Source organism: Croceibacterium ferulae (assembly GCF_003660445.1).
Classification (GTDB): domain Bacteria; phylum Pseudomonadota; class Alphaproteobacteria; order Sphingomonadales; family Sphingomonadaceae; genus Croceibacterium; species Croceibacterium ferulae.
The window spans coordinates 243,719-268,209 of sequence record NZ_QZVQ01000009.1; the positions used below are offsets into that span (position 1 = coordinate 243,719).

Annotated in this window: 20 protein-coding genes; 8 read left to right on the forward strand and 12 right to left on the reverse strand. The window is 67.1% G+C overall.

Annotated features, from left to right (window positions below; translation table 11 throughout):
* Positions 1-71: 71 nt before the first annotated feature.
* Complete coding sequence (acnA, locus tag D5S08_RS12420) at positions 72-2,744, reverse strand: aconitate hydratase AcnA (protein ID WP_121118964.1); 2,673 nt, start codon at positions 2,742-2,744, stop codon at positions 72-74.
* Between the two features lie 380 nt (positions 2,745-3,124).
* Here acnA and D5S08_RS12425 point away from each other — a divergent pair, with 380 nt between their 5' ends.
* Positions 3,125-4,546 (forward strand): L,D-transpeptidase family protein, encoded by a 1,422-nt coding sequence (locus D5S08_RS12425; protein ID WP_121118966.1) that lies wholly within the window; start codon positions 3,125-3,127, stop codon positions 4,544-4,546.
* Between the two features lie 59 nt (positions 4,547-4,605).
* On the opposite strand, the gene D5S08_RS12430 is transcribed toward D5S08_RS12425, so the two are convergent.
* From D5S08_RS12430 to ispG, 3 genes are all read right to left on the reverse strand, one after another.
* Positions 4,606-5,229, reverse strand: a complete 624-nt coding sequence (locus D5S08_RS12430) for a murein L,D-transpeptidase catalytic domain-containing protein (protein ID WP_121118968.1) — start codon at positions 5,227-5,229, stop codon at positions 4,606-4,608.
* Positions 5,230-5,304: 75 nt separating this feature from the next.
* Positions 5,305-6,192: a histone deacetylase family protein gene (locus tag D5S08_RS12435; RefSeq protein ID WP_175578933.1), complete on the reverse strand. Its 888-nt coding sequence runs from the start codon at positions 6,190-6,192 to the stop codon at positions 5,305-5,307.
* Positions 6,193-6,232: 40 nt separating this feature from the next.
* Positions 6,233-7,459, reverse strand: a complete 1,227-nt coding sequence (gene ispG / locus D5S08_RS12440) for a flavodoxin-dependent (E)-4-hydroxy-3-methylbut-2-enyl-diphosphate synthase (protein WP_121118970.1) — start codon at positions 7,457-7,459, stop codon at positions 6,233-6,235.
* Between the two features lie 128 nt (positions 7,460-7,587).
* Between ispG and D5S08_RS12445 the strand changes: the two genes are divergently transcribed.
* Both D5S08_RS12445 and D5S08_RS17495 read left to right on the forward strand, forming a co-directional pair.
* A complete protein-coding gene (locus D5S08_RS12445; protein WP_121118972.1) occupies positions 7,588-9,342 on the forward strand; it encodes a monovalent cation:proton antiporter-2 (CPA2) family protein in 1,755 nt (584 codons plus the stop codon).
* A 251-nt stretch (positions 9,343-9,593) separates the two neighbouring features.
* Positions 9,594-9,998, forward strand: a complete 405-nt coding sequence (locus tag D5S08_RS17495; RefSeq protein WP_162301975.1) for a metallophosphoesterase — start codon at positions 9,594-9,596, stop codon at positions 9,996-9,998.
* A gap of 470 nt (positions 9,999-10,468) precedes the next feature.
* Here D5S08_RS17495 and D5S08_RS12460 read toward each other — a convergent pair whose 3' ends face one another.
* Genes D5S08_RS12460 through D5S08_RS12470 form a run of 3 tightly spaced genes read right to left on the reverse strand, consistent with a single transcriptional unit; the run spans position 10,469 to position 12,375 of the window.
* Positions 10,469-10,993, reverse strand: coding sequence for a GNAT family N-acetyltransferase (locus tag D5S08_RS12460; RefSeq protein ID WP_121118978.1), 525 nt, complete (start codon positions 10,991-10,993; stop codon positions 10,469-10,471).
* Complete coding sequence (locus D5S08_RS12465) at positions 10,990-11,463, reverse strand: GNAT family N-acetyltransferase (protein WP_121118980.1); 474 nt, start codon at positions 11,461-11,463, stop codon at positions 10,990-10,992. The genes D5S08_RS12460 and D5S08_RS12465 overlap by 4 nt, the downstream gene beginning before the upstream one ends.
* Positions 11,464-11,466: 3 nt before the next feature.
* Positions 11,467-12,375, reverse strand: coding sequence for a prephenate dehydratase (locus D5S08_RS12470; RefSeq protein ID WP_121118982.1), 909 nt, complete (start codon positions 12,373-12,375; stop codon positions 11,467-11,469).
* Positions 12,376-12,515: 140 nt separating this feature from the next.
* On the opposite strand from D5S08_RS12470, the gene D5S08_RS12475 reads away from it, so the two are divergent.
* Positions 12,516-13,193, forward strand: coding sequence for a c-type cytochrome (locus D5S08_RS12475; RefSeq protein ID WP_121118984.1), 678 nt, complete (start codon positions 12,516-12,518; stop codon positions 13,191-13,193).
* A 20-nt stretch (positions 13,194-13,213) separates the two neighbouring features.
* Here the strand turns inward: D5S08_RS12475 and D5S08_RS12480 are convergent, their stop codons facing one another.
* The 3 genes from D5S08_RS12480 to D5S08_RS12490 form a co-directional block, all read right to left on the reverse strand.
* Positions 13,214-13,879 (reverse strand): RlmE family RNA methyltransferase, encoded by a 666-nt coding sequence (locus D5S08_RS12480; RefSeq protein WP_121118986.1) that lies wholly within the window; start codon positions 13,877-13,879, stop codon positions 13,214-13,216.
* A 7-nt stretch (positions 13,880-13,886) separates the two neighbouring features.
* Positions 13,887-15,083: a Ppx/GppA phosphatase family protein gene (locus D5S08_RS12485; protein WP_121118988.1), complete on the reverse strand. Its 1,197-nt coding sequence runs from the start codon at positions 15,081-15,083 to the stop codon at positions 13,887-13,889.
* 140 nt (positions 15,084-15,223) lie between these two features.
* Complete coding sequence (locus D5S08_RS12490) at positions 15,224-15,715, reverse strand: DUF3299 domain-containing protein (RefSeq protein ID WP_121118990.1); 492 nt, start codon at positions 15,713-15,715, stop codon at positions 15,224-15,226.
* A 205-nt stretch (positions 15,716-15,920) separates the two neighbouring features.
* Here D5S08_RS12490 and D5S08_RS12495 point away from each other — a divergent pair, with 205 nt between their 5' ends.
* The 3 genes from D5S08_RS12495 (at position 15,921) to D5S08_RS12505 (ending at position 20,344) form a co-directional block, all read left to right on the forward strand.
* Positions 15,921-16,607: an ABC transporter ATP-binding protein gene (locus D5S08_RS12495; RefSeq protein ID WP_121118992.1), complete on the forward strand. Its 687-nt coding sequence runs from the start codon at positions 15,921-15,923 to the stop codon at positions 16,605-16,607.
* Positions 16,607-17,851, forward strand: coding sequence for an FtsX-like permease family protein (locus D5S08_RS12500; RefSeq protein ID WP_121118994.1), 1,245 nt, complete (start codon positions 16,607-16,609; stop codon positions 17,849-17,851). The genes D5S08_RS12495 and D5S08_RS12500 overlap by 1 nt, the downstream gene beginning before the upstream one ends.
* Before the next feature lie 102 nt (positions 17,852-17,953).
* Positions 17,954-20,344, forward strand: a complete 2,391-nt coding sequence (locus D5S08_RS12505) for a membrane-bound PQQ-dependent dehydrogenase, glucose/quinate/shikimate family (RefSeq protein ID WP_121118996.1) — start codon at positions 17,954-17,956, stop codon at positions 20,342-20,344.
* A gap of 7 nt (positions 20,345-20,351) precedes the next feature.
* Here the strand turns inward: D5S08_RS12505 and D5S08_RS12510 are convergent, their stop codons facing one another.
* Complete coding sequence (locus D5S08_RS12510) at positions 20,352-21,020, reverse strand: queuosine precursor transporter (RefSeq protein WP_175578934.1); 669 nt, start codon at positions 21,018-21,020, stop codon at positions 20,352-20,354.
* A 99-nt stretch (positions 21,021-21,119) separates the two neighbouring features.
* Between D5S08_RS12510 and D5S08_RS12515 the strand changes: the two genes are divergently transcribed.
* Positions 21,120-22,421, forward strand: coding sequence for a NupC/NupG family nucleoside CNT transporter (locus D5S08_RS12515; RefSeq protein ID WP_121118998.1), 1,302 nt, complete (start codon positions 21,120-21,122; stop codon positions 22,419-22,421).
* 29 nt (positions 22,422-22,450) lie between these two features.
* Here D5S08_RS12515 and D5S08_RS12520 read toward each other — a convergent pair whose 3' ends face one another.
* Positions 22,451-24,271 (reverse strand): ABCB family ABC transporter ATP-binding protein/permease, encoded by a 1,821-nt coding sequence (locus tag D5S08_RS12520; protein ID WP_121119000.1) that lies wholly within the window; start codon positions 24,269-24,271, stop codon positions 22,451-22,453.
* Positions 24,272-24,491: the final 220 nt, after the last annotated feature.

The window sequence follows — 24,491 nt, forward strand, 5'->3', positions numbered from 1 at the left end:
ATTCATGCGATCAACGAAAAAGGGCGGCCCCGTCGCCAGGGCCGCCCTCTCTTTCCCGGTGCCGGTAAGGCTTACGCGGCCAGGTTGCGCAGCACGTACTGCAGGATGCCGCCGTGCTGGTAATATTCGAACTCGTTGGCGGTATCGATGCGGCACTTGGCGGTGAAGGTGAAGGTCTCGCCATTGGCCCGCATCACCTCGACCTCCACGTCCTGCAGCGGCTTGATGTCGGCCAGGCCGCGGATGGTGAAGCTGTCCGTGCCCGTCAGGCGCAGGGTCTCGCGCGTGTCGCCGTTCTGGAACTGCAGCGGCAGCACGCCCATGCCCACCAGGTTGGATCGGTGGATCCGCTCGAAGCTTTCCACGATCACCGCGCGCACGCCCAGCAGCACGGTGCCCTTGGCCGCCCAGTCGCGGCTGGAGCCGGTGCCGTATTCCTTGCCGCCGATCACCACCAGCGGGGTGCCATCCGCCTTGTGCTTCTGCGCCGCGTCATAGATCGCCATGACCTCGCCGCCGTAACGGGTCATGCCGCCTTCGACGCCCGGCACCATCTCGTTGCGGATGCGGATATTGGCGAAGGTGCCGCGCATCATCACTTCATGATGGCCACGGCGGCTGCCGTAAGAGTTGAAGTCGCGGCGATCGACGCCGTGCTCCATCAGCCAGCGGCCGGCGGGGCTGTCGGCCTTGATCGACCCTGCCGGGCTGATGTGGTCGGTGGTGATGGAATCGCCCAGGATCGCCAGCGGCCTGGCCCCGACGATGTCGGTCACCGCCGTCGGGGTCATCTCCATCCCTTCGAAATAGGGCGGGTTGGCGACATAGGTGGAATCGGCGCGCCACGAATAGGTCTCCGACCCGGTGACGTCGATCGCCTGCCAATGCTCGTCACCCTTGTAGACGTCGGCATAGCGGGCCTGGAACATCTGCCGGTCGACGCTGGCGGTCATCAGTTCGGCAACCTCCAGATTGGTCGGCCAGATGTCCTTCAGATAGACGTCCTGCCCGTTGCTGCCGGTGCCGATCGGGGTGGTGATGAAGTCGCTGACCACCGTGCCCTTCAGCGCATAGGCCACCACCAGCGGCGGGCTGGCGAGGAAGTTGGCGCGCACGTCCGGCGAGACGCGGCCTTCGAAGTTGCGGTTGCCGCTGATCACGGCGCTGGCGACCAGGCCGTTCTCGTTGATCGCCTTGCTGATCGGTTCGGCCAGCGGGCCGGAATTGCCGATGCAGGTGGTGCAGCCGTAACCCACCAGGTTGAAGCCGATATTGTCGAGATGCGACTGCAGCCCGGCCTTCTGCAGGTAATCGGTGACCACCTGCGAGCCCGGCGCCAGCGACGTCTTCACCCACGGCTTGGGCTTCAGGCCCAGCTCGTCCGCCTTCTTGGCGACGAGGCCGGCGGCGACCAGCACGCTGGGGTTGCTGGTGTTGGTGCAGCTGGTGATTGCGGCGATCATCACGTCACCATCGCCGATGTCGAAGGTTTCGCCTTCCACCGGCACGCGCTGCGCCTTCTTCTTGTACAGTTCGGCCATGTCGCGGTTGAACACGTCATCCACGTCCGGCAGCGCGACCCAGTCCTGCGGACGCTTCGGGCCGGCAAGGGAGGGCACGACCGTCGCCAGGTCCAGCTCCAGCGTGGAGGAGAACACCGGATCTTCGGCATCCGGGTGCATCCAGAAGCCCTGCTCCTTGGCGTAGGCTTCGACCAGCGCGATCTGCTCTTCCTCGCGACCGGTCAGGCGCAGATAGTCCAGCGTCTTGTCGTCAATACCGAAGAAGCCGCAGGTGGCGCCATATTCGGGCGCCATGTTGGCCAGCGTGGCGCGGTCCGCCAGCGACAGCGAGGCGAGACCGGGTCCGTAATATTCGACAAAGCGGCCGACCACGCCATGCTTGCGCAGCATGGCGGTGCAGGTCAGCACCAGATCGGTGGCCGTGACGCCTTCCATCAGCTCGCCCGTGAACTTGAAGCCGACCACTTCGGGGATCAGCATGGAGACCGGCTGGCCCAGCATCGCGGCCTCCGCCTCGATCCCGCCAACGCCCCAGCCCAGCACGCCCAGGCCGTTGACCATGGTGGTGTGGCTGTCGGTGCCGACGCAGGTGTCGGGATAGGCGACCAGATTGCCGTCCTGGTCCTCGCTGGACCAGACGGTCTTGGCGATGTTCTCCAGATTGACCTGGTGGCAGATGCCGGTGCCCGGCGGCACGGCATAGAAATTGTCGAGCGACTTGGAGCCCCACTTCAGGAAGTCGTACCGCTCCATGTTGCGCTCGTACTCGATCTCCATGTTCTGTTCGAACGCCTTGGGGTGGCCGAACTCGTCCACCATCACCGAGTGATCGATCACCAGGTTGACCGGCACCTGCGGGTTGATCTTGCCCGTGTCGCCGCCCAGCGTCACGATCGCGTCGCGCATGGCGGCAAGGTCGACCACGCAGGGCACGCCGGTGAAATCCTGCAGCAGCACGCGCGCCGGGCGGTACTGGATTTCCTTGCCGGTCACCGGGTTCTTCTGCCAGTCGGCGATCGCCTGGATGTCACCGACCGAAACGGTGAAGCCCGCATCTTCGAAGCGGAGCAGGTTTTCGAGCAGCACCTTCATGGAGAAGGGCAAGCGCGAGATGTCGCCGACCTTTTCCGCCGCCTTGGCAAAGGAGTAGTAGGCGTAGCTCTTGCCGCCCACATTCAGGGTGCTGCGGGTATCGAGCGAGTTCTTGCCGACCTGGGTCATGGCGGATTGGTCCCTTTCGCTGCTTGCGTTTCGGCGGCACGCGAAATGGGCCAGCCGTTTCCCGCTGGCAGTTGCGCGTTCGCAGGCGCAAGGTCAAGCGCCGCCACGCGGAACTGGCAGGGGTGATGGCCAGTTCTTTCACTATCTCCGACCGAGAATACAGATTATCGGCGATAACGCAAAGCGGTTGCAGGAAGTCTGTGCATGGCACGGATGGTAAGGCGCTGGTGCTGGCCGCTGCTGTTCCGGGAACGGCGGAACTCCCGGACGGCGCAGCGGCACCTTCGATGGCGAGAAATGATGGTCGCAAGCGCGGGATTCACGCGCCAGCAAGCGAAATGGTCTAAGGCTGCGAAATGATGACGAACAGGGACAAGGCAATGCGCGTTTCATCCAGGGTCTTCCGCTCCACGCTGGGATCGGCGCTCGCGTTTGCGCTGGTGGCGCCAGCCTTCGCGCAGGAGCGCGCGCCGGAATCGCTGCTGCCACCTGCCGTGACGCCGCAGACCAGCACACCGGCGGCCGGCGGGACGGCCACCGTCGTGCCGCTGCCGGTCGCGCCGGGTGGCAGCGCTTCGCAGCCCGTGGTGCAGCCGCTGACGCTGCCGCCCATGCCGCAATATCCGGAGGTGATGCAGTGGAGCGCCGACTCGGCGGGCAAGCTGCTGACGGTGATCGAGGGCATCGGCGCCGAAGGGCTCGACCCGGCCGATTACCAGCCCGAAGCCCTGCGTGCCGCGATTGCCGCGGGCGCCGGCGCCGCCCTGGACGAGCAGGCGAGCCGCATGTTCACCTGGCTGGTGCAGGATCTGCGCGACGGGCGCACGCCCATGGACTCGCGGCGTCAGTGGTTCGTGGTCGATCCCGATCCCGACCTGCTGCCCACCGGGCAGATCATGGAGCAAGCGCTGGCGAGCGGAGACGTTGCCGCCGCGCTGCAGGGGCTCAACCCCACGCACCCGGATTACGCGGCGCTGAAGGAAGAACTGGGCGCCACGCCGCGCGCCTCGACCTCGCGGCGCAACCTGATTCGCGCGAACATGGATCGCTGGCGCTGGCTGGCGCGCGATCTGGGCAACCAGTACCTGCTGACCAACGTGCCCGAATTCCAGCTGCGCATGACGGTGAACAACCGCATCATCCGGTCCTACCGCACGATCGTGGGCAAGCCCGGCCGTACCGCGACGCCCCAATTGGCGGAGACGGTGGAAGGCGTGATCTTCAACCCGACCTGGACGGTGCCGCAATCCATCGTGAAGGGCGAAGGCCTGGGCAACCGGGTGCTGGGCAATCCCGGCTGGGCGCGGGCCAATGGCTACAAGGGGACGAGGGCGGAGAACGGCTTCGTCACCGTGGTGCAGCAGCCGGGCCCCGGCAATTCGCTGGGCATGATGAAACTGGACATGCCCAATCCGCATGCGATCTTCCTGCACGACACGCCCAACCGCAACCTGTTCGATAACCAGAACCGTGCGCTGAGCCATGGCTGCATCCGGACCGAGCGGGCGCTGGAACTGGCCATGACCATCGCCATCCTGGGGCAGGGTGCCAGCAAGGAGGAGGCGGTGGAGATCGCCCGGTCGGGCGAATATACCCGCGTGCCGGTCAGCCGGCAGATGCCGGTCTACATCACCTATTTCACCATGGCGCGTGACATCGATGGCGAGCTGCGGACGTTTGACGACATCTATGGCCGTGACGCGCCGGTGCTCGCCGCGCTGAAGGCCCCCCGGGTGGAGCAGCGGCAGCGGGTGACGGATGAAGAGCTGATCGTGATCGAGGACGATCTGCAGACCACCTGAGGTCTAGAAGACGGGCGGGGATCAGCGTCCCCGCCTGTTCCGCCCGTGCAGCGCGGGCCTCAGCTGATGCCGAGACTGTCCGCAAAGAGCAGGCGACCGCCGGACAGGTTCCACAGCGCTTCGCGGAAATCGGCCGGGTCCATGGCGAAGCAGCCATTGGACCGGCCCATCCGGCCGTAAGTGGCGACATGATCCGCCGTGGCATATTGCGCCGAGTGCATCACGATGGCGCGGGGCAGGGCGTTCAGGTTGCTCGGGTCCAGCCCGCCCAGGCGGATGGAGGTGCCGTACCGGCCCTTGTACCATTCCCAAGTGACATAGGCGCCGCGGCTGGTGCAGTTGGAGCCTTCCACGTCGGAATAGTAGTTGAGGTAGCCGTCATGCTCCGGATCGGACCCGGTGCCGTGCGACACGCGGAAGGAGCGGACCGTGCCGTTCTCCAGATTGGCGAAGTGGAAGCGGGGCACGGCGGAATGGACCGCGAAGTCGGCAATGCCGGCAATGTCGCGCCGCCACAGCACGGAACCTGCCCGCTCCACCTCCCGCCGGGCCACATCCAGGATGGCGATATCGCGCGGGCTGGCGCTGCTCGCCTGCGCAAAGACACGCGCCGGCAGTGCAGCGGCACCGGCGGCGGCCAGCGCCCCGGTCAGAATTCCCCGTCGATCCACATGTGCGACCATGCCCTGTCTTAGGCCCCCAAGTCTAGCCGGCGGGTGAACGGGGCAGCCCGGCGAGGAGGCATTCCGCCGTTTCGGCTACATGGCGGGCGGTAAGTAGTTCGCGTTCTCCTGCGCCATCGCCAGCATGGAGCGGGCATGGCGCTGCCCGATCAGCATCGGATCGGGGCCATAGCCGCCGCCCAACGCGCTGGCGAGGGGCAGGCCGCGCCCGCGCACCTGTGCCACCACGAAGCGATCGCGCGCCTGCAGCCCCTCGTCGCTGAGGGCAAGGCGGCCGAGCCTGTCATCCCGGTGAGGATCGACGCCCGCCTGATAGAGCACGATGTCGGGCGCGAAATCGTCCAGCACGCCTGGCAGCACCTGCGCCAGCATTGCGAGATAGGCGTCGTCCTCCATCCCGTCCGGCAGGGGCACGTCCAGCGTGGAGCGGGCCTTGCGCGCGGGGAAGTTCTTCTCGGCATGGAAGGACAGGGTGAACACGTCGTCGCGCCCGGCCATCAGGCTGGCGGTGCCATCCCCCTGATGCACGTCGAGGTCGACGATCAGCACCCGATGCGCGTCGCCTTCGGCCAGCAGGCGATTGGTGGCGACGGCGAGGTCGTTGAACACGCAATAGCCGGCGCCGGTGTCATACAGGGCATGGTGGCTGCCGGCGGCGCTGTTGGCGGCATAGCCATGGCGGCGGGCAAGCTGCGCGGCGGCCCAGGTTCCGCCATTGGTATGCGCCACCCGACTGGCGATATGCGGCGTGACGGGAAAGCCGATGCGCCGTTCCTTGATCGCCGGCACGGCCGCGGCGAACACCTCCGCCACATAGGCCGGATCGTGTACCGCCTCCAGCCAGGCGCGGGGCATGGGCTGGGGCGCGTGCTCGGTGATGGGGTAGCCGGAGTCGCGCAGTGCGACCATCACCGCGCGGTACTTGTCGAAGCGGAATGTCCCCCGCTCCGGCGCGGGGGCCATGTAATCGACATGGTGGACGACGTGGAGCAAGCGGGTGGTGCTACTCCGCCGCCTCGCGCGGGGTGGCCAGCGCATCGGCGACCGCGCCCGCGGTCAGCGCCGCGTCCGGCATGATGCCGCCCGGCAGCACCTCGGCTGGGACGTTGGACGACTGCCCAGCATCGCTCGCCTCGGCCTCGATCTCGGCCGCCTTGTTCTCCACCAGCTGCACGATGTGGTCCAGCATGGCGTCGCTATCCACCGTGTGGCTGGTGAGGCCGGACAGGTAGACCATGTGCTTGCCCGCGCCGCCGCCGGTGATACCGATATCGGTCTCCCGCGCCTCGCCCGGGCCATTCACCACGCATCCCAGCACCGACAGGCTGAGCGGCGTCTTGATGTGGGACAGCCGTTCCTCAAGCGCGGTTACCGTGCGGATCACGTCGAAGCCCTGCCGCGCACAGCTGGGGCAGCTGACCACGCGCACGCCGCGGGTGCGCAGGCCCAGCGTCTTGAGCATCTCGAACCCGACACGGACCTCCTGCTCGGGCTCCGCCGACAGGCTGACGCGGATCGTGTCGCCGATGCCGGCCCACAGCAGATTGCCCATGCCGACGGAGCTCTTCACCGTGCCGCCGATCAGGCCGCCGGCTTCGGTGATGCCGAGGTGCAGCGGGCAGTCGACCGCGTCGGCCAGCGCCATATAGGCCGCGACCGCCAGGAACACGTCCGACGCCTTCACCGCCACCTTGTATTCGTGGAAGTCGTGATCCTGCAGCAGCTTGATGTGGTCCAGCGCGGATTCGACCAGCGCCTCGGGGCATGGCTCCGCGTACTTCTCCAGCAGGTGCCGTTCCAGCGAGCCGGCATTGACGCCGATGCGGATGGAGCAGCCATTGGCCTTGGCCGCGCGGACGACCTCGCCCACCCGCTCCGCACTGCCGATATTGCCGGGATTGATGCGCAGGCAGGCCGCGCCCGCATCCGCCGCTTCCAGCGCCCGCTTGTAGTGGAAGTGGATGTCGGCGACGAGCGGCACATTGGATGCCCGCACGATGTCGCGGAAGGCGCGGGTGGAATCCGTGTCGGGGCAGGACACGCGGACGATATCGGCCCCCGCCTCCTCGCAGCGGCGGATCTGGTCGATCGTGGCGCCCACATCGGTGGTGGGGGTGTTGGTCATGGTCTGCACGCTGATCGGGGCGTCGCCGCCCACGGGTACGCGGCCGACCATGATCTGCCGGCTCTTGCGGCGCTCGATATCGCGCCAGGGACGAACGGAGGACATGGGTGACACTATAGGCATTGTGCGTGACGGGTCCAAGGCATTAGCGCCATGCCGTGCCTCTGCTGCATTGCCTTATGTTCATTCATCGGCGAAACGGCGGGGGGCATCACGGGATACGGGAACGGGCTATGGAAGCGCATGGCGGCGGCATGATGCTGCGCGAGGGGCTGATCCTGCTGGGCTTTGCGCTCGGCTTCGTGCTGCTGTTCCGGCGGATGGGACTGGGCGCCACGCTGGGCTACCTGATCGCGGGCGTCGCCGTGGGGCCACAGGTGCTGGGCTGGGCGGGCGAGGCGGAGGCGATGAACAGCTTCGCCGAACTGGGCATCGTGATGCTGCTGTTCATCGTGGGGCTGGAGCTGAACCCTGGCCGGCTGTGGCGGATGCGGCACGAGATCTTCGGGCTGGGCCTGCTGCAGGTGCTGGTCTGCGGATTGGCGTTGGCCGGGCTGATCTTCCTGGTCACCGGCATTTCGTGGGAGGCGGCGCTCGCGCTCGGCCTGCCGCTGGGCCTCAGCTCCACCGCGCAGGTGCTGCCCATGCTGCAAAGCTCCGGCCGGCTGCGCACGCCCAGTGGGGAGCGGGCCTTTGCGGTGCTGCTGTTCCAGGACCTGTCGATCATCCCGCTGATCACGATCGTCGCGGCGCTGAGCCGCAACCCGGCGGACCAGGGCGGGCCGCCGGGCTGGCAGCTGATCCTGATGACCCTGGCCGCGATCGTCGGGCTAATTCTGGCCGGACGCTTCCTGATACGCCCGATGTTCCGCCTGATCGCCGGACTGGGCGAGCGGGAGATGTTCGTCGTCGCCGGCCTGTTCACCGTGGTCGCCAGCGCGGCGGTGATGGAGACGCTGGGCCTGTCCACCGCATTGGGCGCCTTCATCGCCGGCGTCATGCTGGCCGACACGCCGTACCGCCACGAGCTGGAGAACAGCGTGGAGCCGTTCCGCTCCATCCTGCTGGGGCTGTTCTTCATCTCAGTCGGCATGATGCTGGACCTGGGCGCCATCGCCGACCGGCCGCTGTTCGTGGTGGGAATGGCGGCGGGGCTGGTCGCGGTGAAGGCGGGGGTCATCACCGTGCTGGGGCTGGCGTTCCGCATGACGTGGCGGGCGGCGGTCGCATTGGGCCTGCTGCTGAGCCAGGGCGGCGAGTTCGGTTTCGTGCTGTTCGCCCAGGCGACCAGTGCGCTGTTGATCACGCCCGAAGCAGCCAGCCTGTTTGGCGCCATCGTGACCTTGTCCATGGCGACGACGCCGTTCCTGATGCAGGTCATGCGCCGCTTCGCCACCGAGCCCAAGGCGCTGGACGAACGCGACGGGCCTGGCGAGCAGGCGGCGGCGAGTGCGCTAGTGGTCGGTTATGGCCGGTTCGGGCAGACCGTGGCGCAGACTTTGCTGGCGGGCGGCGTGACGGTGACGCTGATCGACACCGATGTGGAGATCATCGACGTCGCCAAGGAGTTCGGCGCCAAGGTCTATTTCGGCGACGGCACGCGACTGGACCTGCTGCGGCAGGCAGGAGCCGAGGAAGTGCAGCTGATCCTGTTCTGCATCGACGACGACCAGGCCACGCCCGATCTGATCGACGCGGTGCACGACGCTTTCCCGCAGGCGGCCATCTATGTCCGCGCGTTCGACCGGCGCAGCGTCATACGCCTGCACGGTCACCCGACAGCGGCGGTGGTGCGCGAAGTGCTGGGTTCCGCCATCATCATGGCCCGGCTGGCGCTGGCCAGGCTGGGCCTTGGCAATGAAGAAATCGACCAGGCAGAGGCGAACTATCGCAAGATGGACCGGAAGCGCCTGCAACTGCAGCTAGAGGCGGGCGATATTCGCGCGGCCGGGGCGATGAACCTGATCATCACCGAAAACGGGCGGTAGGCGGCGGCAACAACTCCTGACGCCCCAAAGAGGTCGTCGCATGGGGCGGCCCGTTGCCGAAACCGGTCGTTCGTTCATTGTCCGCTTTTCGCCTAAGCGTCGCACGTGGCCGCAGCCAGGCTTAGCGTGATTGAGCGGGGTAGCGGATGTTTGGAGCGGGCGTGTTGCGCTGCCCCGGCAGTGTCGACGCAGGATTGTTGCGATATGGTTCCGGCTGCAGCCAACCGGCTGGCGATCGTGGGGCAGACGAAATGCGATTGTTCGGCAGGACATTGAAGTTTCCAGCAGTCCGGCCGCAGCAGGAAACCCGTGTAACGGTAATCAGCGACACGCATCTGAGGCATCAGGAACTGCGACTCGCGAAAGGGGACCTGCTGATCCATTGTGGAGATCTGTTCGATCTGAATCGCAGCGAACCGTCCGATCTGGCGAAGGTGGACAGATGGTTCGGCAAACAGCCATTCGACATGATTGTCTGCATAGGCGGAAATCACGATCATCTTCTGGACCATGCAAGTGCCAGTGACCCGCGGCCATTCAGGAATGCCCGTTATCTTCAGGATGAGGCGCTGCATTACCGGGGCCTGCAAATCTATGGCGCTCCCTGGGTGCCGGGATTGCCGCTCATGCGTTTTACAAGGATCGCGTGGCTCTGACGGACGCCTGGGCGCGCATACCGGCCGGCATCGATATCCTCGTGACTCACACGCCTCCAAAGGGCGTTCTCGACGTGTCAAGCAGAGGAGTGTCTTTCGGCTGCCCGGACCTCGCCCGCGAATTGGGACGGATATCACCAAGAGTTCACTGCTTCGGCCACGTCCATGCAAGTGCCGGGCAGATCAGGATGGGGAAGACCCTGTTCATCAATGGCTGTTCGGTCGAGAGCACGGGCGCCGGCATGCACCAACCGATCAGCTTCACCCTTTCGGCCCGGTCATATCAGCCTGAGTAGCAACCCACTCTCGAAATCATCTTCGTCGTGTCAGCGTCCGGCAAGATCGCAAGCCGCCAGAGTCCAGCATCGGTGCTACTCCATCATGCAGATCTTCTGTGAAACTTCGGCTTTGGCCAGCGTTGCCTGACAGCAGATTGGCGGGAGTCCGCTCACAAGCAGCCATAAAGCCGCTTAGCTCAGCGCCCGCTCATACAGGAATTCGTCGTCGCAGGTCTGGCCGACCCAGAAGTGGGTGTCGGCGACGTGCCTGAAACCATGCCGCTGGTAGAAGGCCTGCGCGCCATGGTTGCCGCTGTACACCGACAGCTGGATGGCATCGGCGCTCCAGCCTTCAGCCTCGGCCACGGTCCATTTCAGCAGGCGGGCTCCCAGCCCTTGTCCGGTCGCGTGTCCGGCACAGTAGAGCTGGCTCAGCAGCACCGGGCGCTGCGGCTGCGGCGCGGGTCGGTCGGGGAAACTGCCCCCCATGACGATCAGCGCATAGGCGAGGATCGCGCCATCCTCCTCCATCAGCGCGACGCGGGTGGCGGGATCGGCAAGCGCAGCTTCATACTTGGCGGCGGAGCGGTTCTCGGCATGGAACTTGGCGAGATCGGCCGGCGGGTAGAGATGCGCGAAGGCCGCGTCGAAGGCTGCGCCGGCGAAGGCGGCCAGCGGAGCGGCATCGGCCGGGGTGGCGCGGCGAAGGATCGTCATGCGGGCAGCACCAGTTCCAGGCATTGGGAGAAGTCGTCCGCGACATAGTCGCCGAAGGGCTCGCACGAGGTGAAACCATGCTTGCGGTAAAGCGCGACCGCCGGATGGAACGGTTCGGTGCGTCCGGTTTCCAGCCCGAGCCAGGTGAGGCCGCGGCCGCGGGCCTCCGCCAGCAGGTGCAGCAGGATCGCCTGACCGGCGCCGCGCCCGCGCCATGCCGGGTCGGCGCGCATCGACTTCAACTCCCCGCGCCGTTCATCCAGCTGCCGCAGCGCGCCCACTGCGGCGAGCGTGTCGCCATCCCATGCGCTGTAGAAGCTGACGTCGGGCTGGCGCAGGCGTTCGACCGGCATGGCGTGGACCGACCCGGGCGGAGACCAGCGGTGCATCTCGTCCAGATGGAAGCGCAGCAAGGCGACCACCGCACTACCCGTCAGGTCATCCGGCACGATGCGGTAGGCCGCCTGCATCGCTCAGCCCCGCGGACGCGCCTGACGGTAGCTGCCGAGGATGCGCAGCTCGCGGGCATGGAAGGCCAGCTCCTCCAGTGCGCGGTCCACCGCCGGATCGCCGGGCGCGCCGATGATGTCGGCAAAGAACATGGTCGCGGCGAAGCTGGCACCTTCCTGGTAGCTTTCCAGCTTGGTGATGTTGACGCCGTTGGTCGCGAAGGCGCCGAGCACCTTGTACAAGGCGGCGGGCACGTTGCGGACCTGGAACACGAAGGTCGTCATGGCGACGGCGCCCGCCAGCGCATCGGGCGTCAGCGTCGCGGGGTCGAGCTGTTCGGCCGCCAGCACCACGAAGCGGGTCATGTTGTCCGGCGCATCCTCGATCCGGTCGGCGATGACCTGCAGGCCGTACAGATCGGCGGCAAGAGCCGGGGCGATCGCCGCGATGGCCGAATCACCCTGCTCGGCCACGAAAGCCGCGGCGCCGGCTGTGTCCGCATGACTCAGCGGCACGATGCCGCGACTGCGCAGATACTGGCGCGTCTGGCCCAGCGCCTGCGGGTGGCTGTAGGCGGCGGTGAACGGGCCGGGGCCGGTCGCCAGCAGCGCGTGATGCACGATCATGAAATGTTCGGCCACGATGGCCAGGCCGCTGCCCGGCAGCAGGAAGTGGATGTCGGCCACGCGCCCGTGCTGGCTGTTCTCGATCGGGATGATCGCGCTGCCCGCGCGCCCGCTGGTGACGGCTTCCAGCGCGTCCTCGAAGGAGAAGCAGGGCAGCGGCAGGCAGTCCGGCTCCCACTCCAGCGCGGCCTTGTGCGAATTGGCGCCCGGGGCGCCCTGGAAGGCGATGGCGCGGCCGGGCTCCGCCGCGGCGGCGCGGGTCATCTGGTCGACAAGGGCGAGCGCCGGAGCGGCGAAACTTTCCATGGGTCGGGGCGCTAATGGCAGGGGCTGCGCCGGACAAGTGCAAAGGCGCGCCGGCAAAAGGGAAGCAAGTGCCGCTCCCGGCCTTGCGTGGGAGGCGCCGGGTAATTAGACCGGGATGAAACTGTTTGGGCCAGGACCGGATGACTGATCGACTGAATACCATTTTCGGATGGGTCTTGTTTGCCGGGATCGTGGCGCTGGGCCTGTCTGTCGTCAGCGGATTGTATTTCCGGGCGGACCATCCGGAACGGCCTGAACAGCTGGGCTATGTGATCGAAGGCGTGGAGGAGGAAGGCGCCGGCGAAGGGCCGGACCTCGCCACCCTGCTGGCTGCCGCCACGCCCGAGGCCGGAGAGGCCGTGTTCGCCAAGTGCACCGCCTGCCACACCATAGCGCAGGGCGGGCCGAACCAGATCGGCCCCAATCTGTGGGCGGTCCTGGGCAAGCCGATCGGCAAGCACGCGGCGGGGTTCGCCTATTCCAGCGACCTGTCCGGCAAGGGTGGGGAATGGACGTATGAAGCGATGAACGACTGGCTGGCATCCCCGCGCGCCTTTGCCAGCGGCACCAAGATGAGCTTCGCCGGCCTGTCCAAGCCGGAGGATCGCGCCGCCGTTATCCGCTACCTGTATGACAATGGTGGCGGTCCGCCGCTGCCGACGCCTGAGGCCGCTGTCGAGGAAGCGCCTGCCGAAGACGCGCAGCCCGATGATGCCGATGCCGGTGCCCCACCGGCGGACAGCGCCGCGGCTGCCGGTGCGGTGGCGTCCGAGGAACCATCGGACGATACCACCTCCGTCAACGGCAAGGGTAACTGAGCTTTATCAGGGCGGCGGGATCACTCCCGCCCTTTGAAGCCCTGCGCGATCACGTACCATTCGGAACTGCCCTTGCGGCTGGCCGGCGGCTTGGCGTGTTTCACGGTGCGGAAGTGGCGCTTCAGCAGCGTCAGCAGATCCGCGTCGGTGCCGCCGGCCAGCACCTTGGCCACGAAGGCTCCGTCGGGCGCCAGCACGCTGATCGCGAAGTCGGCCGCGGTCTCGACCAGGCCCATCGTGCGCAGGTGATCGGTCTGGCGGTGGCCGACCGTGTTCGCCGCCATGTCCGACAGGACCAGATCGGGCGGGCCGTCCAGCGCTGCCATCAGGGCACCGGGCGCGGCATCCGCCATGAAGTCCATCTGCAGGATGGTGACGCCCTCGATCGGCTCCACCTCCAGCAGATCGATGCCCACGATCGCGGCGCGGGGCGACACCTTGCGCACCACCTGGCTCCACCCGCCCGGCGCGATGCCCAAATCGACCACGCGCCGGGCACCTTTCAGCAGCGGGAACTTCTCGTCCAGCTCGATCAGCTTGTAGGCGGCACGGCTGCGATAGCCTTCCGCCCTGGCCTGCTTGACATAGGGGTCGTTCAACTGGCGCTCCAGCCAGCGGACCGACGATGCGGTGCGCCCGCGCGCGGTCTTCACGCGGCGGTCCGCGTCCTGTCCGGATCTGCTCATATGCTTTTCACCTCTGGCCGATGCGGCGCAATGCCGCCTGAGCCATCTGCCCCTCGACGTCGGCCGACATCAGGGAGCGCAGAATGCCTTCGCGAATGCCGCGATCAGCCACGCCCAGGCGCGGCGCGGGCCAGATATCCAGGATCGCGTCCAGTATGGCGCAGCCTGCCACGACCAGATCGGCGCGTTCGTTGCCGATGCACGGCAGGGTGCGCCGTTCGGCCGGGCTCATCCCGGACAGGCGCGTGGTGATCTGGCGCATCGCGGCGCTGGGCACGACCAGCCCGTCCACCGCGCGCCGATCATACTGCGGCAGCGCCAGATGCAGGCTGGCCAGCGTGGTGACGGTGCCGCTGGTCCCCAGCAGGCGCAGATCGGGCGTGCGATGGGGGCCGATCCGCTTGGCGAAGTCGGCGAAGCTGTCCGCCACCATGCCGCGCATCGCGGCATAGCGTTCCAGCAGCGCCGACGTGCCTTCGGGTTCGGGCACCATGGTTTCCGTGAGCGAAACGACACCCCACGGCACGCTCTGCCAGTCGAGGATGCGCGGCACGGGCGCACCGGGCTCGATCAGCACCAGTTCGGTCGAACCGCCGCCGATGTCGAAGATCACCGCCGGGCCGATCCCGCTTTCCAGCAGGATGTGGCACCCCAGCACCGCGAGACGCGCTTCTTCCTGGGCGGAGATGATGTCGAGCAGGATGCCGGTTTCCTGCCGCACCCGCTCGATGAAGGCCGGACCGTTGGTGGCGCGTCGGCAGGCTTCCGTAGCGACCGAGCGGGCAAGGTGGACGTTGCGGCGGCGGAGCTTCTCCGCACAGATCCGCAGCGCGGAGACCGCCCGGTCCATGGCGGCCTCGCTCAACTGGCCGCTCTGCGCCAGGCCTTCGCCCAAGCGCACCACGCGGCTGAAGGCGTCGATGACGGTGAAGTTCTCGCCCTGCGGCCGGGCGATCAGCAGCCGGCAATTGTTGGTGCCAAGATCGATCGCGGCATAGGCCTGCCGCGCGCCGGGACCATCATGCCGCGGCGGCAGCGTTTCGGCGGGCATGGCGCCGCCTGGTCCGGTCTCGCTGTCAGATCCGGCGGTGCGCAGATGAGCGGCAGGCCGGTATCGGCCGCTGCCCCTGTCTCCCACTCGGGGTCCGGCCTCCGCCCGCGCCGGCTCCCTACGTTGCACTGCCGGCGGAGGAACATCCGCCATTATGTCATTCGCCTTATCGTTCTTGCCGACCGCAATCGGCACCTGAAGCAGAGGCTAGCGAATGGATGGGGTAGGGGCAAGGGTGACAGGGATCGCCACCAGGGCACACAGTGCGCCGGCGACCCGCGCAATGCCCTGTATCAGGCCGCCTGCGCGTTGGTCATCTGGTAGAACACTCCGCTTTCATCCTGTCCGGTCAGCACCAGCGTTCCTTCGAACGTGGCGACACCGTTCCTGACCGCGACCGGGCCGGTGGTACGCACTTCGATGAACTGGTCGGGCGCGGGGTTCAGGTGGAACGGGCAATCGGGCGGGTAGGCCAGCAGCACGAAATGCGTCTGCCGCGCGCTGTTCTGCAGCGGCATCATGTAGCCGGCGACCTTGATCCGCCGACCGCCCAGCGCGCGCACCGACTGCGGGAACTTCGGCTTGCTGTAGATGATGCCGCCGGAGGTCCGCTGCTCCTCCTCCGTGGATTCCAGCAGCGCCCAGGATGTTCCGCCCGGCGGGGTGCGCGCGGGCTGCCACACGGATTCGGACGGGCGCAGTGCCGGGCTGCGCTGTGCCTGGGCCGGCACGATGGCGGTGCCGAGCGCCAGAGCTGCGAAACCGATGGTGAGGGGCAGTTTCATGATGGAAAACTCTGCTGATCTGCGCCGTCTGGCAGCGTGCTTCGATCACATAGCTGCTGCCGGACCGCCGGGGAGTCAATCTGGCCAGCCATGACAGACCGGTCGACCGTTGCAATGGTGGTTATAATGTCACATCACCATGTCGGGTCGCTGAACGAGGTGATGATGGTGCACGCTGACACATGGATCTGGGACGGCGACGCGCATGGCTGATGCTGCTGGTACCCCCGAGGCGGCGGCGCCGGTGCTGGTGATTGCCGGCCTGCGCCACGATTACGGCAGCGCCGCGGTGCTGCGCGATTTCTCCTTCAGCGCCGCCTGCGGGCAGCACAGCCTGCTGCTCGGCCCGTCCGGCAGCGGCAAGACGACGCTGATCAACCTGATCGCCGGCCTGCTGGCGGTGCGGCACGGCTCCATCCGCATTGCCGGCGAGCTGATGGCGGGCACACCTGCCGCCCGTGACGATCTGCGCCGGCGGCGGATCGGCATCATTTTCCAGACGCTGCGCCTGGTGGAGGCGCTGTCGGTGACGGCGAACCTGCGGCTGGCGCAGAAGCTGGCCGGCCGGGCGCCGGACGAAGCGGAGATCGCCCGGCTGCTGGACGAGGTCGGTCTGGCCCATCGCGCCGGTGCCCGCCCCCGCGCGCTGAGCCAGGGGGAGGCGCAGCGCGCCGCCGTGGCGCGGGCGCTGGTCGGCCGGCCCGACCTGCTGATCGCGGACGAGCCGACATCGGCGCTGGACGATGCCAATGCGGAACGGATCGCCCGGCTGCTGGTCGGCACGGCCGATGCGCATGGCTCCACCCTGCTGATCGCGACCCATGATGCGCGGCTGAAGGCGCATATTCCCCATGCGTTGGTGCTGACGCCGATTGCGGCGGAGGCGGCGTGATGTTGGGCCTCGCCATTGCCTATCTGCGCGACCGGGCGCTGACGACGTTCCTCAACGTGCTGCTGCTGGCGCTGGCCGTGGCCACGCTGGCGATCCTGCTGCTGTTCTCCAGCCAGATTGGCACCCGGTTCGAACGCGATGCCGCCGGGGTGGAGCTGGTGGTCGGGGCCAAGGGCTCCCCGCTGCAGCTGATCCTGTCCAGCCTGTACCAGATCGACGCGCCGACCGGGAACATCCCGCTGGCGAGTCTGGCCTTCCTGCGCAGCAACCGGGCGGTGGCGCAGGCGATCCCGTTGGCACTGGGCGACCAGTTCCAGGGATTTCGGATCGTCGGGACTGAGCCGGCCTATGCCGATCTGTACGGTGCCGAATTCGCCGAAGGGCGGATGTTCGCCGATGCCCAGGAGGCGGTGATCGGCGCAGAGGTCGCGCGGGCGACAGGCATGGGGCTGGGCCAGCGCTTCGTGGGCAGTCACGGGCTCTCGGCCGGCGAAACGGAGCATGACCATGCACCCTTCATGGCGGTGGGCATCCTGCAGCCGACCGGCACGGTGATCGACCGGCTGGTGCTGGTGGACGTTCCGTCCATCTGGGACGCGCATGGCATTCATTACGGGGAAGAGGCGGCCGGTGAAGAACATGCCCGGCACGACGAGCATGAGAGTCATCAGGAGCATGCCGGCGAAGCGGGCATGACGCCGGAGATCACCGCGGTTCTGGTGAAGTATCGCAGCGCGTTTGGCGCCGTGAGCGTGCCGGGCATGATCAATCGCCAGACCGACATGCAGGCAGCGGTGCCGGCGGTGGAGACCGCACGGCTGCTGGGTCTGCTGGGCGCGGGCGTGGAGGGGGCGCGGATCTTTGCCTGGCTGCTGGCGGCGACCGGCGGCCTGTCCATTTTCGTTGCGCTGCTGCAAGCGGCCAATGCACGCGAAGGAGAGCTGGCCCTGCTGCGCGTGATGGGCGCCACGCGGGCGCAGCTGTTCGGCACGATCGTGATGGAGGCGTTGCTGATCGCCGTCGTCGGATGCGCGCTGGGCCTGCTGCTGGGGCATGGCGCACTGGCGCTGGCCATGGGTGCGTCCGACACTCTGCGCGAGGTGGGCATCAGCGCCTGGCTGCTGCATCCGGGCGAGCTTGCCATCGTGGCGGCGGTGCTGGGGATTGCGCTGTCCGCGGCGCTGATCCCGGCACTGCGCGTGGTGCGGACCGATCTGGCGGTGACGCTGGCACGCACCCGCTAGAGCCTGTGCTGGAACGGGTTTTGTTGCAAACTGTTACGGAGACGGGCGGATGCCGGCTGCAGGTGGCAGTTTTCATCCCCAGCAACCTGCAGGAGTGCCGATATGACAAGAGCCCCATGGTCCGCGATCGCGCTGGGTGTGGTGATCGGGATTATCGGCGTGGTGCTTGCCATTGGCGGCGCCTGGCTCGCGGTTCTGGGTGGCTCCCTCTATTACCTCATCACCGGCGCGGCGATGATCGCGTCCGGCTGGTGGCTGCTGAAGGGTCAGCGGCGCGGCGGCTGGCTGTATGTCGGCATCGTTGTCCTGACCATCCTGTGGGCATTCTGGGAAACGGGCGGGCTCGCCTGGGCGCTGGTGCCGCGCGTAATCGCGCCGCTGGTGCTGCTGTTCCTGCTGATCCCGGTCATGGCGATGCTGACGGCGCGGCCGAACCGCTGGCGCATGGCAGGCGTCACCGCCGGCGTGCTGCTGCTGGTCTGCGTGGCGGGCGGGTTCGCCTTTACCCACGGGTACGACACGCCGCCGACCGGGCCGCTGCCGGCGTCGCGGGCACCGGGGATGGGCGACCCCTCGCTGGTGGCAACCGGTGGTGACTGGCCCGCCTATGGTGGCACCAACGCCGCCCGCCGCTACAGCCCCCTGACGCAGATCACGCCGGAGAATGTCGGCAAGCTGGAGCGTGCCTGGCTGATCCACACCCGCGATCTGCCCTCCAGCGTGGCGGAGGGCACCTATGGCGCGGAGAACACGCCGCTGAAGATCGGCGACACGCTGTATATCTGCACGCCCAAGAACATCATGCTGGCGCTGGATGCGGCCACCGGCGCGGAGCGGTGGCGGCATGACCCGAACGTGCCGGACGAGAACATCCCCTACACCGCCGCCTGCCGGGGAGTGGTCTATTATCAGGTGCCCGGCCTTGCCGCCGACGCGCCCTGCGCCACCCGGATCATCGAGGGCACGCTGGATGCACGGCTGATCGCGGTGGATGCGCGCAATGGCCGCCCATGCCCCGGCTTTGGCCAGAACGGCCAGACCAGCATCACCACCGGCATGGGCGATGTGCCTCCGGGCTATGTCTCCATCACCTCCCCGCCGACATTGGTGCGTGGCGTGCTGGTGGTCGGCCATCAGGTGCTGGATGGGCAGGATCGCTGGGCGCCGTCGGGCGTGATCCAGGGCTTCGATGCGGTCACGGGTGAACTGCGTTGGGCGTGGGACATGGTGAACCCGCAATGGGACGGCCTGCCGCCCGCCGGGCAGACCTTCGCCCGCGGCACGCCGAACATGTGGACTACCGCCAGCGGCGACGAGCAGCTGGGGCTGGTCTACCTGCCGATGGGCAACTCCGCCGGCGACTATTATAGCAAGAGTCGCCGTCCGGCGGAGAACGCCTTCGCCACCTCCATCGTTGCGATGGACGTCACCACCGGCAAGCCACGCTGGAGCTTCCAGGCGGTGAAGAAGGACGTTTGGGATTACGACTTTGGCGGCCAGGCGACCCTGATCGACTGGCCGGCTGCGAATGGCGGCGCGGCGGTGCCGGCGCTGCTGGTGCCCAGCAAGCAGGGTGACATCTATGTGCTGGACCGCCGCACCGGCCGCGCGCTGACGCCGATCGGCCAGATCCGCGTGCCGGGCGGCGGGGTGGAGCCGGAGGAACGCAGCCCCACGCAGATCGTGTCGCTGTGGCATACGCTGCGCAAGGCACCGCTGACGGAGCGGGACATGTGGGGCATGAGCCCGATCGACCAGATGGTGTGCCGCATCCAATATCGCCGCGCATCATATCAGGGCTTCTTCACGCCGCCCGAGTCCGGGCAGCACTCCATCACCTATCCCGGCTATAATGGCGGGACCGACTGGGGCGGCGTGGCGGTGGACCCGGCGCGCGGGATCATCGTCGCCAATTACAACGACATGCCCAATTACACGACGCTCGTCCCGCGTGAGGAGGCCGACAAGCGCGGCTGGGCTCCGCGCGATCAGGCGCGAGGCGACATTGGCGGGGCGGAGGGCGCGGGCGATCCGCAGGCCAACACGCCGTTCGCCGTGAACGTCAATGCCGGTTGGCGGCTGCCCTTCACCGGAATGCTGTGCAAGCAGCCGCCCTATGGCGGGATCCGCGCGATCGACATGCGCACCGGCGAGACGCTGTGGGATCGCGCCCTGGGTGAAGCGCGCACCAACGGGCCATTCGGCATCCCGTCGATGCTGCCGGTCCGGATCGGCACGCCAAACAATGGCGGTGCGGTGGTGACGGCCAGCGGGCTGGTGTTCATCGCCGCGGCGACCGACAATTTGATCCGGGCGATCGATCTGGATACCGGCAAGGTGGTGTGGAAGGACGTGCTGCCCGCAGGTGGGCAGGCGACGCCGATGATTTACGAGCAGAACGGCCGGCAATATGTGGTGATCTATGCCGGCGGGCACCATTTCATGGAAACGCCCGTGGGTGACGAGGTGATCGCCTACGCCCTGCCGCAGTAAGCGGTGCTTAGTCCGCCGCGCCGACCCGCAGTGTCGGGTGGTAGCGGCGGGCGAAGGACACGAACAGGCCGATCAGCAGCGGCACCAGTGCCACCGATAGTACCACCTTGGCCAGCGCCTGGCCCGCGATCAGCGCGCCGATCGGGCGCACGCCGTAGAATGCCACCGTGATGAAGATCAGCGTGTCGACCACCTGGCTGATCATCGCCGCAATGGCGCCCGCCATCAGGCCGAAGCGCCCGGTATGTCCCGCCAGACGCGCGAACAGCACCACATTCAGCGTCATGGACACGCCATAAGCGATAATGCCCGCGACCATCAGCCGCGCGCTCTGCCCCAGCACGATGGGGAAGGCCTCTTTCGCAGGCTCGTACATCCCGGCATCGGTGGGCAGCTGGATGACCAGCCATGTCAGGCCGATCGCAGTGGCAAGCGGGATGAAGCCGAAGCGGACGAGCCGGCTGCCCGCCTCCTTTCCGTACAACCGGGTCACCGCGCTGGAGATCGCCACCAGCAGCAGGAAGGGCAGGATGCCGGCCTCTACTGCCAGGGGGCCGAGCGCGATCTGCTTTGATCCCAGCACGCCGGCGATGCAGGTCATTCCGCCATACAGCAGCGACATGGCGAACAGCGGCACGGGAATCGAGGCGGGCGGCATGGTGTCGATCGGCTTCATCTTCCGCCCTATCCGTCACGCGCGGCGAAAAGGAAAGTGTGGACCCGCGCCGCCTGATCGGGGAAGAGGGCACTTTCCAGGGCAGCAGAAACGGGGTCGATGCCTTCCATCCTGATCAACCTTGTCGGGATCGCCGTGATCCTGGCGATCGCGCTGGCGCTGTCCAGCAACCGGCGTGCCATCCGGCTGCGGGTTGTCGGCCCTGCCTTTGCCCTGCAGGCGATCATCGCCTTCCTGGTCCTCTACACCCCATGGGGCCGGGCAGCCATCGCCGGCGCGGCGGGCGCTGTGTCGAGCCTGCTGGCCTATGCCGGGGAGGGCACGGCATTCCTGTTCGGCCGGGACAACCCGCTGGCCAACACCTTTGCGCTGGGCGCGCTGCCGGTGATCGTGTTCTTCGCAGCGCTGGTCTCCATCCTGTACCACATCGGCATCATGCAATTGGTGGTGCGCTGGGTCGGCGGAGCGATCGGCTGGGTCACCGGCATCAGCCAGGTCGAGGCGCTGGCCGCGGCGGCCAACATCTTCGTCGGCCAGTCGGAAAGCCCGCTGGTGGTGCGTCCCTATCTGGCGGGCCTTGCCCCGTCAGGCCTGTTCACCTTGATGAGCGTGGGCATGGCGGGCGTGGCCGGCACGATCCTGGCCGCTTATGCCGGTCTGCTGGGCGATGCCTATCTGCCTTTCCTGCTGGCAGGCGCGGTGATGGCTGCGCCCGGCGGCATCCTGATGGCCAAGATCATGATGCCGGACGAAGGCACGCCGGCGCATCTGGTGCAGGATGTCGTCCTGCCGCGCGGCCGCGTCAGCGCCGAAGGTCCGGCGGCGATCACCGAAGGCGACACCCCGCACGAGGTGAAGGCCGCGCGGGTGGAGGATCACAAGGCAGCCAACATCATCGAGGCGGCGGCGCAGGGCGCGCAGACCGGGGTGAAGCTGGCGGTGGCCGTGGGCGCCATGGTGCTGGCCTTCGTCGCCCTGACTGCGCTGCTGAACGGCCTGGTCGGCTGGACCGCAGGGCTGTTCGGCTATGCGGATGTCACGTTCCAGAGTTTGCTAGGCACATTGTTCGCGCCAGTCATGTTCCTGCTCGGTATCCCCTGGCAGGAGGCGCAGATCGCCGGCGGATTGTTCGGCACCAAGATCGTGCTGAACGAATTCATCGCCTTCAGCACGCTGCAGGACATGGCGCCGGGGGCACTCAGCGACCGCAGCCGGGCCATCGCCATCTTCAGCCTGTGCGGCTTTGCCAATTTCAGTTCGATCGCCATCCAGATGGCGGTGACAGGCGGGCTGGCACCCAACCAGCGGCCCCTGATCGCCCGGCTGGGCCTGCGCGCGCTGGCTGCAGGGTCGCTGGCCAATCTGATGAGTGCGGCGCTGGCGGGGCTGTTCATCAGCTGACCCTTGGGACAGGCGTGGGCGCCTGCCCGCTACTCCGCCGCGAGCACCGGCTCGATCGCCTCCGCCAGCTGACGGCGCCACATGTCGGCATACAGGCCGTCATGGCGCAGCAGCTGGGCGTGCGTGCCCTGTTCCTCGAGGCGCCCTTCATGCAGCACATTGATGATGTCGGCATCGGCGATGGTCGACAGCCGGTGGGCGATGGCGATGCTGGTCCGGTCAGCCGACACGTCGCGCAAGGTGGTCAGGATCGCCTGCTCGGTACGGGTGTCGAGCGCGCTGGTCGCCTCGTCCAGCAGCAGGATAGGCGGATCCTTCAGCAGGGTGCGGGCAATCGCCACCCGCTGCTTCTCCCCGCCCGACAGCTTCAGTCCGCGTTCACCCACCTTCGTGGCGAGCCCGTGCGGCAGGCCGGCGATGAACCGGTCGATCGCCGCACCGCGCGCCGCTGCCATGACGTCCTCGTCCGAAGCGCCTGCGCGACCATAGGCGATGTTGTAGCCGATCGTATCGTTGAACAGGACGCTGTCCTGCGGGACGATGCCGATCTGGCGGCGCAACGATGCCTGAGTTACGTGCCGGATATCCTGCCCGTCGATCAGGATGCGGCCGGACCAGGGATCGTAGAACCGAAACAGCAGCCGGCCGATGGTCGACTTGCCCGCTCCTGAGGGACCGACGATCGCCACCTGGGCACCGGCCGGAACCTCGAAGCTGAGGCCGTGCAGGATCTCGCGCTCCGGATCGTAGCCGAAGCGGACATTGTCGAACACCACGGTCGGGCGGCGCACCAGCAAGGCCGGGGCACCCGGCGCATCGGCGACCTCGACCGGCGTGTCGATCAGGCGGAACATCTGCGCCATGTCGATCAGTCCCTGCCGGATCGTGCGATAGACCCAGCCCAGCACATCCAGCGGCCGGAAGAGCTGGATCAGATAGGTGTTCACCAGCACAAGGTCGCCGACCGAAAGCGCGCCGCGGCTCCACCCATAGACGGTCCAGGCCATTGCGCCCGCCATCATCAGGTTGGTGATGCCGGCCTGCAGGATGTTGAGCAGCGCCAGCGAGTTCTCGCTGCGGATCGCGGCCTCGGCATATTGCTGCGTGGCCGAACCATACCGCTCGCGTTCCCGCTCCTCGGCGCCGAAATACTTCACGGTCTCGTAGTTCAGCAGCGAATCGACGGCGCGTGACAGGGCAAGCCCGTCCAGCTCGTTCATGCGAGCGCGCAAGGCCGTGCGCCATTCGGTGATGATCCGGGTCAGCCAGATGTAGGAGACGACGGTCACGGCGGTGGCGACCACCATCCCGATGCCAAACTTCGTATAGAAGATCACGCTGACCACCAGCAGTTCCACAATGGTAGGCGCGATGTTGAACAGCAGGAAGTAGATCATCTCGTTGATGGATTTGGTCCCGCGCTCGACCACCTTGGTGACCTCGCCGGTGCGGCGCGACAGGTGAAAGCGCAGCGACAGGGCGTGCAGCCGGCCGAACACATCCTGTGTGAGATCCCGAACGGCATCCTGACCCACCCGTTCGAAGATCACGTTGCGGATATTGTCGAACGTGACGGAAGCCAAACGTCCGGCGGCATAGGCAACGACCAGGCCGAGGGCGACCCACAGGACAGGCTCGGCGCTCTCGGCCGACATCGCGTCGACAGCCCCGGCATAGGCAAAGGGCAGTGCTAGGACGATGGCCTTTGCCAAGATTACAAACATGCCAGCGCCGGCAATGCGCCAGCGCAGATCAGGACGACCGGCCGGCCAGAGATAGGGGAGAAAGCGGCGGACGGTACGCCAGTTGGCCGGATCGGCGCGAGGCGGTTCTGCTGTGGGCTGGCTCATTGCCTTGCCATGTGGGGAGTGCGGAGGCGGGGGGAAAGCGGTGCGGCGGCCTGAAGAATCGTCTGATTCCGGGTGATTCCCGGATGATTCTGGCGTGTAGGTGTGATTGTAGGGCCGGCGGGTCTACAAATACCCGTGCCATTTCAGTGGTTTAAATGCTCGCCGCAACAAAATTGCCATAGTGTGTTGACGGGTAGGGAAGTCCCCCATATATGCCGTT